The organism is Synechococcus sp. H70.1, assembly GCF_047502705.1.
In the GTDB taxonomy this organism is placed as follows: domain Bacteria; phylum Cyanobacteriota; class Cyanobacteriia; order Thermostichales; family Thermostichaceae; genus Thermostichus.
On the sequence record NZ_JANSIV010000175.1, the window covers coordinates 1 to 14,940 of the forward strand.

The window sequence follows — 14,940 nt, forward strand, 5'->3', positions numbered from 1 at the left end:
AGGGCTCTGCCGTATCCAGACATCCCTGCTACGGATTCGTCTAGAAGTCTGGTGGCAACACGCCCGTTTTCACTTGGAAGGTACGCACCTCGCCGTCGCGGATAACTCGCAGCGTCAGCGTCTTGCCCACGCCAGCAGCATCCACCAACTGCTGCACCTGCTCGGCATCGCGGATGGGTTGGCCATCAATCTCGACAATGACATCCCCTTTCTGCAGGCCAGCTTGCTCAGCGGGAGATCCGGGAACCACCTGCCCAATCAACACCCCTTCTTGTACCGTCAGTGGGGTGGGCCGGCCTGGGTCGCGGTTGAGGCGCGCCACCAAATCGGGATCGAGGGTAATCATGCGGATGCCCAGGAAGGCGTGGTCCACCCGACCATCGCGGATCAACCGCTCGGCAATTTCCATGGCGCGGTTGATGGGAATGGCAAAGCCCACCCCTTGGGCCCGCTGAAAAATAGCTGTATTCACCCCAATGACACGACCTTCTGCATCCAGCAGGGGACCGCCCGAGTTGCCGGGGTTGATGGCCGCATCCGTTTGCAGGAAGGTCACCCGCTTGTTGGCAGCTCCAATCTGTCCGGAGGAGCGCCCAACGGCACTAATGATGCCGGCGGTTACAGTGTTGTCCAGACCCAGCGGGTTGCCAATGGCGATGGCCCAATCTCCTGGCCGCACCCGGTCAGAGTTGCCCAAGGTAACGGTGGGCAAATTTTCGCCCTCGATCTGGACCACGGCGATGTCCGTCACCGGGTCTGAGCCTTTGACCTTGCCTTCGAAGGTGCGTCCATCCAGCAGATGCACCGTCACTCGCTCGCTGCCCTCCACCACATGGGCATTGGTGAGGATCAGGCCGTTGGCATCGATGATAAATCCGGATCCGGTGCCTTCCTGATAAAACTCTTGCGGCAGTTGCGGGATTTGTCCCCCAAAGAAGTGGCGGAACAGGGGCTGGTTAAACAGCTCGGGATCGAGGGGGCTGGCCACGGTGCGGGTGGCGTCAATCCGCACCACCGCCGGTCCCACCTTTTGGGCAACAGCGGCAATAAAGTTGGAGGGGTGCACGGCATCGGCAGGAGAAGCAGAATCTTCGGCCGTGGGACGGAACACCGAGGAAGGCAGAAGGGATCTCATTTCTTCGTGGACCTGCCGCGTCCAGATGGCAAGAGGAGTTTGCTGCAGCCATTCCTGCCCCCTTGGCGAGGACAACCAAACCCCGTAGGCAACGCCGCCGCCAAACAAAGCCATTGCCAGAAGTGTTTGCCGTAGAAGCCGCGTCATGATCCCTCCCAGCGCTAAGCCGTATTGCCCGAAAAGCACTGCAACAAGGAGGCTCAAGAAGACCGGCGCTACCCACTTTTGCACAAGCAGAGCCGGCTTACCCTTGGCCTATTCTATTCTCTGGTTTAGGGGATACGTGCCCAACCTAGCAAATTTTGCGCGTCAAGGCAGGGCTCAAAGGCCTAGCGATGATCGGGGATCTCGGTAACCTCTATTCCTCAGCACCGCTGGAGCGGAATCCGTGGCAGCGCCACCGCGCCTGGATGCAGTTGGCCCTGCAAGAAGCCGAGCGGGCAGGAGAAGCGGGCGAGGTGCCAGTGGCAGCGCTGGTGGTTGGGCCACGGGAAGAGCTGCTGGCTTTGAGCGGCAACCGGCGGGAGCGGGATCGGGATCCCACAGCCCACGCGGAAATTTTGGCCCTGCGACAGGCGGGGCAGCGCCTGGGCAACTGGCAGTTGCAAGGCTGTCGGCTATACGTGACCCTGGAGCCCTGCCCCATGTGCGCGGGGGCAATCAGCCAAGCGCGGCTGGCCCAGGTGATCTACGGCGCCGATGATCCCAAGGCCGGCGCGCTGCGCAGCGTCCTCAATTTGCCCGCTTCTGCTGCCAGCTTTCATTGTCCAGAGGTCATTGGCGGGGTTTGCGAGGCCGAGTGTCGTCGCCTGTTACAGGAGTGGTTTAGCCGCCGGCGAAGGATCTCGTTTGGGGAGCGAAAACCCTACCCCTGCACTTCTGTTAGCGCATAGAGTGCGGGCTTCAATGGCTTACGCCACGCTCTGCGAACGCTTCAAGGGGATCTTCTTGGAGTCCCTCCCCCAGCAGACACGGGACGTCCCACCCTGGGGCTGTACCCGAGTGCAGCCAAGACCCCACCTTTGCGGGGGTGTCTGAATCCCGACTCTGACTCTGCAAGGATAGGGCATCCCTGCACCTCCAGCAGCTAAGGAGGTGCCTCCGCAGGCAGTTTTTGATATACCCTCATAACGGGTTGGCTGGCTTTGCGGGCAACTTTTCTGCTTCCGAGGAGTCTATTGCGGAGGATTAGGGCTGTGACTAGAAAGCGGTTTTCTGCTCCCCTGGCTTGGCTAGCTGGCCTTCTGGGTTGGGCTTGGCTTTGCTTGACCTTCCCAGTTCAGGCGCGGGTGCTGTTGCGCGTGGGCATTGCCGTCAACAAGCCGCAGGTCAGGCTTGGCAGCTCTACCCCGGCCCGCCTTCTGAATCCCCAAGGACAGCTCCTGGCTGAGGTTCCCGCCATGCAGCCTCTTCAGGCCAGCCGGGTAGGCTCAGGAGTGAGCGTGGCCGGCCACCAGGCAGAACGCCTCTATCTCCAGCCCACGGAGCCGGAGGGGTTGGTGTTTATTGACCAGAATTGGTACCGCGGCTGGGTAGAGCTGGTCCCCGGCGAGAGGGGGGTCACCGCCATCAATCAAGTTGGTTTGGAGGACTACGTTTCCAGTGTGGTGGGCAGCGAGATGGGTCACCGTTTCCCGATGGAGGCCCTCAAAGCCCAAGCCGTGGCCTCCCGCACCTACGCCCTCTACCACCGCAGCCGTCGCTCCCAGCAGCCTTTCGACTTGGGAAATGGCATCGATTGGCAGGTTTACAAAGGGGTGGCTGCCGAATCCAACCGTACCCAAGCGGCGGCCCGCGAGACTGCTGGGCAGGTTCTCATCCACCAGGGGCAGGTGATCAATGCTGTTTTTCACTCCTCCAGCGGCGGGCACACGGAGGATGCTGGCAATGTTTGGCTGGAGGCGCGGCCTTACTTGCAAGGGGTGCCGGATTTCGATCACCACTCGCCCGTGTTTAGCTGGACGGCTACCATCTCTGCCCAGCAGCTCCAGCCGTTGGCTGCTGGGATCGGGGCCATCCGCTCCATCGAGATCCTGCGCAGCTCCCCCTGGGGACGGGCCATCACCCTACGTCTAGTGGGATCCCAGGGTAGCAAGGAGATCAGTGGCAAAGAGTTTCGCAAGGCTCTGGGGTTGCGCAGCACGAGGATTGCCATTAGCCCCCGCGGGGAGACGACCGCCACAGCCAGCCTGACCCCTGCTGCAGCAACCTTCCCGGCTTTCTTCGAGATCCAGGGGCGCGGCTACGGCCACGGAGTAGGCATGAGCCAGTGGGGAGCCGCCGCCTTGGCCAGCCAAAACTATTCCTACCAGCAGATCCTCAGCCACTACTACCGCAACACCAGCCTAGCTGTGCTGGAGGGGCACTGAAGTTCAAGGGGGAGCTCCTCTACGGAGAGGAATTGTTCGGAGTTTAACCCTTTGGCCCTGCGCTGCTGTGGCAAGATTGGAAAGAAATTGGGTGGCCTCTAGTGCAGACGTAGAGCCCTGAATCCTTCCGCCAAAACCCCCAAGAATTAAGGTGCGGGGGTTTGCCACCTCTTTTTTAAGACTCTCCCTTCCGACCCAGGTATCTGTCCTATGTCCCTTGCCGCCTTAACCTCTGCTTTTCCTGAACGTTGCCCGGCGCTGCCGCAGGCACTTACCCCCTTGTGCGAGATTGCCCGCAACTACTGGTGGACTTGGAACCCAGATCACCTCACCATTTTTCGAGAAATGGATCCCGCCCTGTGGGAAAAAACCTCCCACAATCCAGTACGCATGCTGGAGGAGGTTTCCTACTTGCGCTTGGCCGCTTTGGCCACTGATGTCAACTATCTCAACACCCTCAATCGGATGGTGCAGGCCTATCGCAAGTACATGGCAGCTGAGGACACCTGGGCCAAGCGCACCATGAAAACCTACGACTGGCGGCGCCCCATCGCCTACTTCTGCGCTGAGTACGGTCTACACGAATCTTTGCCAATCTACTCTGGTGGCCTGGGCATGCTGGCTGCCGATCACCTCAAATCCGCCTCGGATCTGGGGGTGCCACTGGTGGGCGTGGGATTGCTCTACCGTCAAGGCTATTTTCAGCAGCGCCTAGACATGAGCGGCTGGCAAGGGGAGCTCTACGAAGATTGCGATTTCGACTCCCTGCCCCTGACGCTGGTGCGGCAGCCAGATGGCAGTCCCCTGCTGGTGGAGCTAGTGATGCGACAGCGGCTAGTCAAGGTGCGCGCCTGGCGGGCAGACGTGGGCCGGGTGCCCCTCTTTCTGTTAGACACCAACCTGCCAGAGAACGATCCCATTGACCGCTGGATCACCGCCCACCTCTACGGCGGCAGCACTGACACGCGCATTGCTCAGGAGTTTGTCCTCGGCATTGGCGGGGTACGGCTGCTGCGTCAGCTGGGCTTGGATCCCATGGTCTACCACATGAACGAGGGGCACTCCGCCTTCTTGACTTTGGAGCTGCTGCGGGAAGAGGTGGCCCGGGGCACGCCTTTTGAGGCGGCAGAGGCCAAGGTGCGGGAAAAGTGTGTATTCACCACCCACACGCCGGTGCCGGCGGGGCACGATGCCTTCAGCCCCAATGAGATGGATGCCTTCTTTGCCTCTTTCTGGCCGCAACTGGGGCTGACGCGGGAGCAATTTTTGGCTTTGGGGGCCCGCCATAGCAGGGATCCCTGGGAGCCTTTTAACATGACGGTGCTGGCTTTGCGGTATGCGCGGGCGGCCAACGGCGTGAGTAAGTTACACGGGCGTGTCTCTCGCCAGATGTGGCATGTGCTCTATCCCGAGCGCTCGGTGGAGGAGGTCCCCATCGACTCCATCACCAATGGGGTGCACGCCCGCACCTGGGTTGCTCCTCTTTTTTGGAACCTCTACGACCGCTACTTGGGCCCCGACTGGCCGGAGCGGGTCTCTGATCCCAACCTGTGGGCCAAGGTGGAGGAGATCCCTGATGAGGAACTATGGCAGTGCAAAGAAGCCCTGCGGGAGCGGTTGGTGGCTTTTACCCGTCACCGGGTGTTGCGGGCGCGGCGCAATCGCGGCGAAAGTAACGAACGTCTTCAGGCCGTCAACCAGTTGCTGGATCCCAAGATTCTGACAATAGGGTTTGCCCGGCGCTTTAGCACCTACAAGCGAGGAGACCTCATCTTGCGGAATTTGGAGCGCATTACCCGCATCTTTACCAACAAAGAGTACCCCGTGCAGATTATCTTTGCCGGCAAGGCTCACCCGCGCGATGAAGAAGGCAAACGCCTAATCCAACGGGTGGTGGAATGGTCAAATCGACCTGAGGTAGCTCACCGGGTCGCCTTTATTGAGAACTACGATGCCTACGTCAGCCGCAACTTGGTCCAAGGGGTGGACCTGTGGCTCAACACCCCGCGCCGTCCTCTGGAGGCCTCTGGCACCTCCGGGCAAAAAGTGGGCTTCAACGGGGGGCTCAACCTCTCTGTTTTGGATGGTTGGTGGCCCGAAGGCTACAACGGTCGCAACGGCTGGGCCATCGGCCAAGAGATCGAAGGCTTGGATCCAGCCACCCAAGACGATCTGGACGCCAACTCCCTCTACGATGTGTTGGAGCACGAAATTATCCCGATGTTCTACGACCGGGATGAAAAAGGGATCCCCCGCCGCTGGGTTGCCCGCATGAAGGAGGCGATCCGCACCCTCAACCCGGTTTTCAACACCGACCGCATGGTGGCCGAGTACGTGTTGAAAATCTACGAGCCTCAGCCCCTGGAAGTAGAGGTAAGCCGGACTTGGTCAAGTTCTGGGGTCAGTTAGAGTCCCCCACCCCCTCTCCCAGAGGGGAAGGATCCCTACCCTCCTTAGGGGAAAAGGCAGGGATCCCTGGAAACTAGACGCTGGCGTTGACGGTTACAGGAAGATTCAGGGGCTCTGGCTCCTCCTCCGGCGGCAGCATCACCACTTCGGAGCTATCGATGAGTGCCTGCAGCTCTTCCCCGTCAATGGTTTCGGCCTCCACCAGACGGCGGGCAATGCGATCCAGGAGGGCGCGGTTTTCCCGGATGAGATAGATAGCCCGCTGGTAGGCTTCGTTAACCAGGCGCCGCACTTCCTCGTCGATGAGGGCGGCTGTCTCCTCGGAGAAATCCCGCTCGGCAGCAATCTCGCGGCCCAGGAAGATGTTGGCGTACTGGCGGCCCAGGGCTACATTGCCCAGGCGGTCACTCATGCCAAAGCGAGTCACCATGTTACGGGCAATACGAGCTACCTGCTGCAGGTCGCTAGCTGCCCCCGTGGTTACCTCCGCCTCCCCATAAACCACCTCTTCGGCTGCCCGTCCGCCCAGGGCGACAGTCATCATGTTTTTCAGATGGGCACGGGTAGTCAGGCCCATATCGTCATCGTTGGGCACAAACCAGGTAAGGCCGCCCGCCTGGCCGCGGGGGATGATGGTGACCTTCTGGATGGGATCGTAGTTGGGCAGAAGGGATCCCACCAAGGCGTGGCCCGCCTCGTGGTAGGCCACCAGCTCCTTGCGCCGCTCGCTCATGAGCCGATCTTTCTTCTCTGGGCCGGCCAGTACCCGCTCCACCGCATCATTGATCTCGTCCATTGAGATCTCAGTAAGGTTGCGGCGGGCTGCCAAGATGGCTGCCTCGTTGAGTAGGTTGGCCAAATCCGCACCGGTAAACCCAGGGGTACGGCGGGCTAACTTCTCCAAATCCACATCGGCCGCCAGGGTTTTGCCGCGGGCGTGCACCTTGAGGATCTCCAGGCGGCCCTGGAAGTCAGGGCGATCCACTGTTACTTGGCGGTCAAAACGCCCCGGTCGCAGTAGCGCCGCGTCCAACACATCGGGACGGTTGGTAGCTGCAATAACAATGACACCGGAGTTACCCTCAAAGCCATCCATCTCCGTCAGCAGCTGGTTGAGAGTTTGCTCCCGCTCGTCGTTGCCACCTCCCAAGCCAGCTCCCCGCTGCCGACCAACGGCATCAATCTCGTCGATGAAGACAATGCAGGGGGCATTTTGCTTGGCCTGCTCGAACAGATCCCGCACTCGCGAGGCCCCCACTCCCACAAACATCTCCACAAACTCGGAGCCGGAAATGGAGAAGAAAGGCACCCCTGCCTCCCCGGCCACAGCGCGGGCCAAGAGAGTTTTACCGGTGCCTGGAGGGCCAACCAGCAGCACTCCGCGAGGGATCCTTGCCCCAAGAGCGTTGTAGCGCTCAGGGTTTTTCAAAAAGTCCACCACCTCCGCCAGCTCCAGCTTGGCCTGGTCTACCCCCGCCACATCGTTGAAGGTAACCTGGGTTTTCGGCTCCATCTGCACCCGCGCCCTGGACTTACCGAAGTTAAGCGCTTGACTGCCAGGGCCGTTTTGGGCTCGCCGTAGCAGGAAAAATAGACCCAGCAGCAGCAAAATAGGCAGAAAGAAGGTGCTAAAAAGGCGCCCCAGCAAACCCTCATCTTGAACAGGGCGCACTGCCAGTTCTACTCCCTTGGCAACCAAGGTGTTTTCAAAGTCAGGAGTGAGGGGGGGGAGATTGACCTGCACTCGAGTAGCGCGATTGTTGATCTCCGCCTCGGCAATGGCAATTTGGCGACCATCGGGGGCAACCTCAACCAAAACCTTGCTGACTTCACCCCGTTCCACACGGCTCATCAGGTCGGAGTAGCTGATCTCCAAGCGCTCAGCCGGGCGGCTGCCGAAGAAGGTTGTGGCCAGGGAGATCAAGACGATGGCCAGCAAGGCATACAAGCCCGCACTCCGCCATTTTTTGTTTTTACCTTTCTGACTCACGGAAGTGTTTCCTCCCAAAAGGTGCTTCTTATCCAATGGTGCCTGGGGCCCACCGGCGAACTATTAACCAATATTAACCTAGCTGAGAAGCCAGCGGAAATAGGAGATGGCTAAAAGCCAAGCATCCAAAGAATGGCGCACCTTCTGAGGCTAGACTTGCCGCTAGAATCAGAAGCAGGCAGATGCCCTCCTCCTCCTGATCTATCCCTATGCTGACTCAGCTGCGCCAACTAAGCCTAGCCGCCGACGGTCGCTATCTCCGCGACGAGGAGGTGCAGTTCATGGAGGCCTACCTAGCCTCTTTCGAGTTGCGGCTGAGCGCCTACCGCAAAATTCAGGAGGCAGAAGCCCAGATCATCAGCGAGGTGGAGGCCAAGCTGCGCGCTTTGGATCCCTATTTGCTCATGCGGGGGGTAGAAGACTTCCGCAACAAGTGGAAAGCAGACACGGTCCGGGTCTTGCGCCTTTCGGCCTTGGCCATGCTTTTGGACGATGAGCAACGCTACAAGGAGCGATTCCTCTACTGGTTTCAGACCTTGATGCGGGCCTTCCGTACGCAGCGCAGTTGCGAGGCTACTTACCGCCTCCTGCAGGAGGTAATTGCCAAGTACCTCACCCCTGCGGAGTTTGCTTTGATCCAGCCAATTTTGGAAACCAACCGCACCCTGCTAGGTCTTCCTTAGGCAGCCGTTTCCGGAGAGGGGGCCGCCTTGATCAGCTCCAGTTCCTCCGCCTGCAGGTGGGCGCGGAACTTGTTACCAAACTGCACCTGAAAGGGAAAGTTGGCGCTGACGGGACGACCATTCCAGTCCCGGATTACAGCTATTACTTCTCCCTCCATGCCCTTGAGGTCAAACGGTTGATTGCGATGTTCCGGGTGGTGATAGACAATCACGCTGGTGCGCACCCGTACTCGATCTCCCACCTTCATCCTTTGCCCTCCCGAAGAGGCAGACAATCGCAGGAATTCTCTGGGAGTACTCTACCTCAATTCCTAACAACAGCTGCAGAATGTGGAGAAATGTGTAGGGATCGGTGCAGTAGTTTGTCTTCTCTGGGATCCCGGAGCGACTAGGGTTTACTGGGATCCTTCTGCGCTGTAAGCCTAGGAAGCCCCGCCGGCCCGTTAGCTTCTTCTTCCCTTCCCTGGTCCAGGGTAGTTGGGCAAAAGTAACCCCTGGGATGGAATTTTGCCCTGGTCATTGGCTTGACCTAGATGCCTGAAGAGTGATTCTTCACCTCCTGTCGGCGGCGATCGCCAATGCCACAGTCGCCGCAGCACTCGGGTCGCTTAAGATCATCCCAGTGAATGCAGGCGCGGCAGCCCTTGAGCATCTCCGGCCAGCGTTCTCGAATCAACAGTTGCCGCAGCCTTACTGCCTGCGACTCCGGAAAGGGAGTGTGAAATCTATCCATAGCCCTGCCCAGCTCTCCGTCTATGGTATAGGAGCAAATTAGATCCTTGGAGCCAGAAACATTGGTATAGTTTAAGGTTTGCATTTTTCTAATAGCTCAGCCTGGTCTAGCTCTATTGCTGTAGAAAAACTTTTGCAAGAATTAGAAAAGAATCCTCTCAGACTATTTAGAGCCTTTCTCTCCACTTAACACAAAGGTGGGATCCAGAGCCAGCAACAGCTGGGTGCGGCCTCGCGGTTCCAGACGGTTCACTCCTGCCTGGATAACTTCAACATGATGGGCTCCCACAGCTGCTAGGCCGGCGGAGAGGCCGTAGAGATCTTCCAGCGAGTTAGTGGTGGCCACGACGCGGCCGTTGGGTTTGAGATAGTGCCAAGCAACCTCCAGGATCTGGCGGAGGGGATGGCCTCCCTCAATGCAGATGCGATCGGGTGGGGGGGAAAGCTGATGCAGACACTCGGGGGCAGTACCTTGGATAACCCGCACATTGCGGAGGCCGAATTTCTCGCAGTTGCTCTCGATGAGGCTGACCACCTCGGCATCTCGTTCAATGGCAATTACGCAAGCCTGAGGGCAAAGCACGGCCGCCTCGATGGCAATGGTGCCTGTCCCGGCACCAATATCCCACAAGCAGTGGTCTTCCCCGAGGCGCAACTGGCTCAGCACCAGCACCCGCACCTCACGAGGGCTCATGGGGATCCCTGGGATCCGCTCAAAGGCAGAGTCTGGGATGCCGGGGGTGCGGTAGGGCCAAGGAAAAGGAATTGCCATTGCCAAAAACCGGGGCCGGGAAGATAAACCTGCCCCTTAGCCTGGGGGATAAGGGGGTAGTCCACGACTCTTCTAGCTATCCCCCTCCCACCCCAAAGATCTCCCTCAAGCTAAGGCAGCCTGGGAAGCTGATGATCGGACTCGAACCGATGACCTGCTCATTACGAGTGAGCTGCTCTACCGACTGAGCTACATCAGCAAGGAAGGCTTTTACTCTACCTGGGGATTTTAGCGCATCCTGGCCTAACTTGGGATCCCCAGTACCCCAATCCCAAAGAGAGACCCAAGGTCAGCCAAGCCAGCCAATCCCCCGTGCGCGTGTAGAAGGTGACCTGAGATTGCCGCCTGACCTCTCCGCTGACCACCCCGCGCTGAAAAATCGGGCCCACCCGTTGCATTCGACCGGAGGGATCCACCACTAGATTGCCGCCGGTGTTGTTGACGAAGACCACGCTGCGCCGGTTTTCAACCGCCCGGAAAACCGAGAGCCGCCCGTGGAGCAGCGGCCAGTGGCTGTTGCCAAACCAGCTATCGTCCGAGATGACAATCAAGGACTCGGCTCCCGCGCGGGTCAGAGCTCGGCTGGGGGCAGGCAGAACGCTCTCCAGGCAGATCATCACCCCCAAAGGCCCAAACAGCTCTCCTCCCGCCAGTGGCCGATAGCCATCGGGGGAGGGCACGTAGCGCCCTGACTCAAAGTAGGGGAAGATCCACTGCTTGCCAAACCAATCCAGCACTTGGCCCCGGGCGTCAAAGAGGAGGGCGGTGTTGAAAAACCGTTGCTCCTCCTCCGGCAGGTGGGCTGTGCGGGGATCCGGCTCCGTGGCTCCCGTAATCAAGGCCCCTTCTGCAGGGAGGATGACCTGCATTGGCTCAATCACATAGGGTTGCAGGGGGGTGTTCAGTAATCGGGCCCGCAGGGCTCCTTCCGGCCAGATCACCAACTGCGCCCCCTCGGCCACCGCCTGGGCCGAAAGCTGATGCAGCTCCCGGTAGCGCTCGCTGCGGTAGTCCCAACTGCGATCCGCCTCCAGCCAGGCCACCTGCTGCACCGCCCCCACGCGAAAGCTGGGAGCCCCTTCCGCCGCCAAGGCATCAAAGTAGGCCAGCCGCAGGCTGCCGTAGGCTAGGACCAGCCCCCCTACACCTAAGCCGCAGACCAGCGTGGGCCAGATATCTGGGTTCTTGGCCCCCGAGCCAAGTGCCCCCCTTAAAGATCCCTCCGCCCGCCACTGGCGGCAGAGCTGCTCGGCCAGCTGCCAAACCACGCCGTTGACGAACACGGCAAAAAAGGTCACTCCCCAAATCCCAGTGAGATCGGCAATTTGGATCCCAAGGGGCCAGTCAAAGAGCAGGGATCCCCAATGAAAGGGGATCGGCCACCAGAGCAAGCCCAACAGCCCATCCAAGCCCGTCCAGACCGTGGCTAGGCCTAGGGGACGGGCCCAGGGGGGAAGTGGCTGGCTCAGCTGCAAACTTAAGACTGTGGCCGTTGTGAAAAACAGAGGGATCAGGGGGGCCACCACTGCTCCCCCCAGGATCTCCCAAGCGCTGAGCACCTGAAGGGAGAAGGGATCTACCCAGAAGGCGTACAGGCACACGCACAACCACAGGCCATAGGCCAAACGCCAGCGCCTCCACCCCTGTCGTTGTTCGCAAAGGTGAAACAGGGGCGCCAGCCCCAGCAGCGCTCCCGGAAACCAGTGCAGCCAGCGGTTGGGAGATCCCAAGCACAGCAGCAAAACGGTTAACCCCGCCAACCCTCGGGATCCTGGGTTTTGGCGAACCGGTGGGAGCAAATCCAGGTGTTGAGGCAGGGAGGGCAGCTCTAGGGCCATTGGCAATGCAGGAGAATCCCTTGGGTACTGGGGACAGCAGCAGGAGCCGACCTTGCTCGCCTCCCCTCATCTTCCCAGACCCTGCTGAAGCTTGCCAACTGTCCCAGCAGCCCTACTGCAGAGACCACCGCTGTTGCCAGGCCCGCATTTGCTCAATCTCTGCCTGCTGGGTGGTAACAATGGCTGTTGCCAGTTGTCGGATCTCGGGGCGCTTGGATTTTTCCAGGGCCTCCTGGGCCATGGCGAGAGCCCCCTCGTGGTGCTGAATCATAGCTTCCAGAAAGCGCAGGTCAAACTTGGGGTCAGCGGATCCCAGGTCGGTAGCCATGCGTGCGGCAGCAGCCATCTCCGGCGTCATCGCCATCTGGTGGCCCATCCCCTCATGCCACATGACGGGATTCTGGGGAGCTTGCGGATACCAGTTCAGCCGCCAGCTTTGCATCTGCTTGATTTCTTGGCTCTGGGTGGCCAGGATCGCTTTGGCCAACTGACGAATTTCCCGCCGCCGGGACTTTTGCAGGGCCTCTTCCGCCATGAGCACGGCCCCTTCGTGGTGCAAAATCATGGCGTCGATAAAGCGCAGATCAAAAGAGTCATCTGCAGGGCCAAGGCTGAGCTGATGAGCTAGGTGGGCGGAGGGATCCCCCTTGTTGACCTCTGCCCTCAACTCCTCCTTGGCCAAGGGAGCCCCAAGGGCAAACCCGCTGGCCAGGAGAAGGCCCCAGATCCTCTTGCTCAACTGCATGCTCCTCTCTTCCGTAAGACGATAGGCTAAGAACTTGAGGTCTCCAGCCCGCAGCTCAGGGTATAGGCTGGCTCTGGTTGTTGGATCCCAGCCCTCCCCGCTAGGGAGGACTGGGGAGTTGTCCACTCAGGAGGTCGGCTTGGGGGCTAACAAGTACTCCCCTTGCAGCATGCGGGCGGCAGCGCTGAGCAGCTCCTCCTCCAGGTAGGGCTTGGTAAAGTAAGCAGTTGCTCCCAGCTCCCGGGCTGTCTGCCGGTGCCGTTCTGCCCCCCGCGAGGTAAGCATAGCTACCGGAATATGCTTGAGGTTGCTGTCTGCCCGTATGCGGGAGAGCAGCTCCAGGCCGTCCATGCGCGGCATCTCAATGTCGCAGAAGATGAGATCGCAGCGCAAGCCACCGCGAAGCTTTTCCCAGGCGTCCTGACCGTCGCGGGCTTGCTCCACCCGGTAGCCCACCTTTTGGAAGGACATAGAGAGCAGCTCCCGCACCGCAATCGAGTCGTCCACAATGAGCACCGTGGTTTGATGGGTTTCCTCAGCCTGCGGCTCCTCGGCCCGACGGTCTAACCAGAGGCGGACGAGCTCGCGACGGCGGCCTTGGGCCATGTCCATCAGCTCCAGGACATCGGCAATTGGCAGCACGCGGCCATTGCCCAGCACCGTTGCCCCAGAAATGCCAGGAGGTTTGGGCACAGGCCCGCGCAGCTGCTTGATCACGATCTCCTGCTCCTCGACAAAGCTGTCCACCTGCAGGGCCAAGTACTGGCCAGCACTGTGGAGGACAACGATGGGCAGGATGCCCTCCTCTTGGGTAATGCTATAGACCTCCGAGCGGCTGCGGCTATGGCTACGGCTGTAGGACAACAAGCTGGAGAGGGGCTGGAAGGGAAGACGCTGATCCCGCCAGGGAATGGTGGGTCGCCCCTGCTCATCCAACTGCACCTCGTCGACGGGAACATCCAGCATCTCTTCGACCCCGTCGAGGGGGAAGGCAATCAGGGCCTTGTCGCTGACACACACCATCGCCTTGGAAATGCTCAGGGTGAGGGGGAGGCGAATGGTGAAGGTGGTACCCTTGCCGCGCACAGAATCCACTTGGATGCTGCCCCGCAGCTTGGTGATGTTGCGCCGCACCACATCTAAGCCAACCCCTCGCCCCGCCAGATCGTCCACTTCGCTGGCCTCACGGCTGCTAAAGCCGGGGTGGAAGAGAACGTTGAATACTTCGTCTTCGGTTGCCTGCTCCGACAGCAGCCCCAGCTTTTGCGCCTTGGCCTTGACTTTCTCCACGGGGATGCCAGCCCCGTCGTCAGAGACAACAAGGATGGCTTGGTTGCCCTGATAGAAGGCCCTGACTGTGATCTTGCCCTCTGGGGGCTTGCCCAAGCGGCGCCGCTCCTCAGGAGGCTCGATCCCGTGCACTAGGGCGTTGTTTACCAGGTGAGTCACCGGGTCGGAAAGCTCTTCCAGGATGGCTTTGTCGATGAGGGTGTCGCGGCCTTCCACCACCAGGCTGGCCTGCTTACCTGTTTTGAGGGAGAGGTCACGAACAGCCCGGGGCAGCCGGTCGGCAATTTGCGCAAAAGGCACCATGCGCGCCCGGTTCAGGCCCTCTTGCAGCTGGCTGGTGACCTGCCGGAATTGGCGGGTGATCTGCTCTGCCTCGTCCACCGCAAACTCGATGTCGGAGGAAGACTCGCGCACCCGCACAATGAGCTCGATGATCTCCTGCGCCAGGGCGTGGAAGGCCGTAAACTGGTCCATCTCCAGCTTGTCGAACTCCTGCCCTATGGAATGGCCCACTCTTGCACGGCTGGATCTCTCGCCGTTCCGGCCTAACTCCACTGTTACTGGGCTGCTGCGGCTGGAGAACAGCGCCGCTTCCAGCAACGAGCGGTCGTACTGATCCCGCATGCGCTGGCCCAGCTCCCCTAGCTGTTGCACCCGGGCCAGTAGGCTCTCGAGAAACTGGCGCAGGCGAGTTTGGTTTTGCTCTATGCTGTTGCGAATAACCACCAGCTCTCCCACCAAGTTGTTGATGAAGTCGAGGTGGCGCACCTCCACCCGCATCACAGGGGTGCTGAGGGCAGATCGCCGTGGGGTCGGTGGGGCTGGGGTAGCCGCTGTCGGGGGGGCGGCTGCTGCCGGAGCGGGGGGTGCCGGGGCAGTGGCGACAGCGGGGGGAGAAGGCGCCGGCGCTGCTGCCGAGGCCTGGGGGGCAACCTCGAGATCGCCCAGGAGGGATTCCAGTTGGGCTGCGAAATCGT

At 60.3% G+C, this 14,940-nt stretch carries 12 protein-coding genes and 1 tRNA gene; 4 read left to right on the forward strand and 9 right to left on the reverse strand.

Annotated elements, in window-relative coordinates:
• Window positions 1–40: 40 nt before the first annotated feature.
• Window positions 41–1,282 (reverse strand): HhoA/HhoB/HtrA family serine endopeptidase, encoded by a 1,242-nt coding sequence (locus tag NW827_RS11505; RefSeq protein ID WP_414503720.1) that lies wholly within the window; start codon window positions 1,280–1,282, stop codon window positions 41–43.
• Window positions 1,283–1,470: 188 nt separating this feature from the next.
• Here NW827_RS11505 and NW827_RS11510 point away from each other — a divergent pair, with 188 nt between their 5' ends.
• The 3 genes from NW827_RS11510 (at window position 1,471) to glgP (ending at window position 5,913) form a co-directional block, all read left to right on the forward strand.
• Window positions 1,471–2,028, forward strand: a complete 558-nt coding sequence (locus NW827_RS11510; RefSeq protein WP_414403860.1) for a nucleoside deaminase — start codon at window positions 1,471–1,473, stop codon at window positions 2,026–2,028.
• A 372-nt stretch (window positions 2,029–2,400) separates the two neighbouring features.
• Entirely contained in the window at window positions 2,401–3,504 is a 1,104-nt protein-coding gene (locus NW827_RS11515; protein WP_414503721.1) for a SpoIID/LytB domain-containing protein, read from the forward strand.
• Between the two features lie 210 nt (window positions 3,505–3,714).
• On the forward strand, window positions 3,715–5,913 hold the full coding sequence (gene glgP, locus NW827_RS11520) for an alpha-glucan family phosphorylase (protein WP_414503722.1): 2,199 nt from the start codon (window positions 3,715–3,717) through the stop codon (window positions 5,911–5,913).
• A 73-nt stretch (window positions 5,914–5,986) separates the two neighbouring features.
• Here the strand turns inward: glgP and ftsH are convergent, their stop codons facing one another.
• Complete coding sequence (ftsH, locus tag NW827_RS11525; protein ID WP_414403850.1) at window positions 5,987–7,903, reverse strand: ATP-dependent zinc metalloprotease FtsH; 1,917 nt, start codon at window positions 7,901–7,903, stop codon at window positions 5,987–5,989.
• Window positions 7,904–8,112: 209 nt separating this feature from the next.
• Here ftsH and NW827_RS11530 point away from each other — a divergent pair, with 209 nt between their 5' ends.
• Window positions 8,113–8,586: a phycobilisome protein gene (locus NW827_RS11530; protein ID WP_414362644.1), complete on the forward strand. Its 474-nt coding sequence runs from the start codon at window positions 8,113–8,115 to the stop codon at window positions 8,584–8,586.
• Here the strand turns inward: NW827_RS11530 and NW827_RS11535 are convergent.
• From NW827_RS11535 to NW827_RS11565, 7 genes are all read right to left on the reverse strand, one after another.
• Entirely contained in the window at window positions 8,583–8,834 is a 252-nt protein-coding gene (locus NW827_RS11535; RefSeq protein ID WP_414503723.1) for a ferredoxin-thioredoxin reductase variable chain, read from the reverse strand. The genes NW827_RS11530 and NW827_RS11535 overlap by 4 nt on opposite strands.
• 281 nt (window positions 8,835–9,115) lie before the next feature.
• Window positions 9,116–9,319 (reverse strand): hypothetical protein, encoded by a 204-nt coding sequence (locus NW827_RS11540; RefSeq protein ID WP_414362646.1) that lies wholly within the window; start codon window positions 9,317–9,319, stop codon window positions 9,116–9,118.
• A gap of 162 nt (window positions 9,320–9,481) precedes the next feature.
• Entirely contained in the window at window positions 9,482–10,090 is a 609-nt protein-coding gene (cbiT, locus tag NW827_RS11545) for a precorrin-6Y C5,15-methyltransferase subunit CbiT (protein ID WP_414403852.1), read from the reverse strand.
• 126 nt (window positions 10,091–10,216) lie between these two features.
• Window positions 10,217–10,289, reverse strand: a tRNA-Thr gene (locus NW827_RS11550).
• Between the two features lie 16 nt (window positions 10,290–10,305).
• Window positions 10,306–11,928, reverse strand: coding sequence for an apolipoprotein N-acyltransferase (locus NW827_RS11555; protein ID WP_414362648.1), 1,623 nt, complete (start codon window positions 11,926–11,928; stop codon window positions 10,306–10,308).
• Between the two features lie 112 nt (window positions 11,929–12,040).
• Window positions 12,041–12,667 (reverse strand): DUF305 domain-containing protein, encoded by a 627-nt coding sequence (locus NW827_RS11560; RefSeq protein ID WP_414403853.1) that lies wholly within the window; start codon window positions 12,665–12,667, stop codon window positions 12,041–12,043.
• Between the two features lie 132 nt (window positions 12,668–12,799).
• Window positions 12,800–14,940: response regulator (locus tag NW827_RS11565; protein WP_414503724.1), on the reverse strand; the 2,141-nt coding region annotated here is incomplete at its 5' end.

Bases quoted from the DNA above. Each gene is read 5' to 3' on its own strand.
- NW827_RS11510 (WP_414403860.1), top strand. From the start codon at position 1,471: ATGATCGGGGATCTCGGTAACCTCTATTCCTCAGCACCGCTGGAGCGG.
- NW827_RS11540 (WP_414362646.1), bottom strand. From the start codon at position 9,319: ATGGATAGATTTCACACTCCCTTTCCGGAGTCGCAGGCAGTAAGGCTG.
- glgP (WP_414503722.1), top strand. From the start codon at position 3,715: ATGTCCCTTGCCGCCTTAACCTCTGCTTTTCCTGAACGTTGCCCGGCG.
- cbiT (WP_414403852.1), bottom strand. From the start codon at position 10,090: ATGGCAATTCCTTTTCCTTGGCCCTACCGCACCCCCGGCATCCCAGAC.
- NW827_RS11555 (WP_414362648.1), bottom strand. From the start codon at position 11,928: ATGGCCCTAGAGCTGCCCTCCCTGCCTCAACACCTGGATTTGCTCCCA.
- NW827_RS11530 (WP_414362644.1), top strand. From the start codon at position 8,113: ATGCTGACTCAGCTGCGCCAACTAAGCCTAGCCGCCGACGGTCGCTAT.
- NW827_RS11535 (WP_414503723.1), bottom strand. From the start codon at position 8,834: ATGAAGGTGGGAGATCGAGTACGGGTGCGCACCAGCGTGATTGTCTAT.
- NW827_RS11505 (WP_414503720.1), bottom strand. From the start codon at position 1,282: ATGACGCGGCTTCTACGGCAAACACTTCTGGCAATGGCTTTGTTTGGC.